The following is a 1,082-nucleotide window of genomic DNA, read 5'->3' on the forward strand; positions in this document are numbered from 1 at the left end:
CTCCAGGAACAGCCGCAGCAGCGGCCGCTGGACCGTACCGAGCAGGACGCCGACGGCGAGTGCGCCGATCAGCAGCAGCGCGCCGGCGGCCAGCAGCCCGAACAGCGGGTCGGTGACGCGGGTCGGGTCCTCGGCGACATCCACCATGGCGACGACGGTGAGTCCGAGCGAGGTGGCGACGGTGCCCTTGCCGGGCTCCGGGCCGGTGAGGGCCGCGTAACCGGCGACGGCGCGGTCACCCTGGAAGGTGTCGCCGCGCAGACTGCCGCTGACGCCCATGTATCCGCCCTCGCCCGGCACGTTGGCCTTGAGGGGGTGCTCCTCGGCCCGCTTGGCCGCGACCTTCGCGAACGCCTTCAGCTGCTTCTTGGACCGCTCGACGCCGGTGCGCTGGTCCTCGGTGAGGACCTGCTCGCTCTCCGGGATGCCGTCACTGCTGAGGATGCGACCGGTGCTGTCGACGACGGCGATGGAGCGGAACTTGCCGAGGCTTATGCCGGGGAACCGCAGGCTGCTGGAGGCGATGAGCAGCTGCTGGGGCTGTCCTTCCCAGGACAGCAGCTGCAGGGAGAGCAGCCGGGTCTCGCCGTTGGCGAGGCGCACCATACGGGGGCTGAGACCGTCCTTCTCGGAGAGCTTGGCGGTGTCGATCGCGGCGACGGGAACGTTCTCGCCGCGGGCCGCGAGCATCTTGCCCGAGGAGATCTCGACGACGGCGGTGCCCACCCACTTCTGGTAGACGCTGCCGATCTTGTCGACGACGGCGTCCGGCTGGGCCGGATCTCCCGCGTTGAACAGTCCGGCGGTTCTCGCCAGGTCCGCCGCGCTCTCGTCGATGGAGGCGCGCATCGCCACCGCGCCGTCCTCGGCGAAGTGCTGCTGCGAGGTCATGACGGCCTTCGGTACGGAGTCCTCACCCGCGCGGCCGAAGCCGAGGGCGGTGATTCCGGCCAGCGAGAGCAGCAGCGCGGACAGGATCGCGATGGGTGGGCGGATGCCGCCCAGGAGGGACATGTCGGCCCGTCGGCGGACCTTGTGCCGTCGCTTCGCGGGCGAAGCGGCCATGAGCGGTCCCTTTCGGA

The 1,082-nt window shown here is 70.9% G+C and carries 1 protein-coding gene; it reads right to left on the reverse strand.

Going from position 1 to position 1,082, the window contains the following annotated elements; genetic code table 11:
- Positions 1-1,065: hypothetical protein (locus ACFXKA_RS43245; protein WP_379431950.1), on the reverse strand; the 1,065-nt coding region annotated here is incomplete at its 3' end.
- Positions 1,066-1,082: the final 17 nt, after the last annotated feature.

Origin of the sequence: Nocardia sp. NPDC059228 (assembly GCF_042754245.1) — a bacterium.
Lineage (GTDB): Bacteria > Actinomycetota > Actinomycetes > Mycobacteriales > Mycobacteriaceae > Nocardia.